This is a genomic window from Kitasatospora sp. NPDC056531 (assembly GCF_042794375.1).
GTDB lineage: Bacteria > Actinomycetota > Actinomycetes > Streptomycetales > Streptomycetaceae > Kitasatospora.
Genome location: NZ_JBHTTU010000145.1, coordinates 1 through 375, shown reverse-complemented (window position 1 = coordinate 375; position 375 = coordinate 1).

Genomic DNA, 375 nt, shown 5'->3' with positions numbered 1-375 from the left:
CTGCCTGACTGGACGCTCCGACCGGGGGTCGTGGGAACGACCGCGGCCGGAGACCCTCATCTCCGCGCGGAGCGCCCCATCTCGAACCCCGCGTTCCGGCCGCATACCCTCTGCCGCGGCGTCGCGCGTTCGTTCCCACGCCCAGGAGACCGTCCACCGTCCAAGGCGATAACAATTTCTTCGGATGCTTCCGGCGATTCCAGCCAACCGGTGACGCGCGGGTCCGCCGACACCTGCTCAGGAAGCTTGTACCGAACGGTCCGTTTCCTCATACTTCCGGACAGCGCCTGTCAGGGGCAGATCATCCTCCGTGCTTCCGGACGGCACCGGCAGGTGTCCGCCCATCGCCTGACCGCGCCTCACGGCCCCCAACCC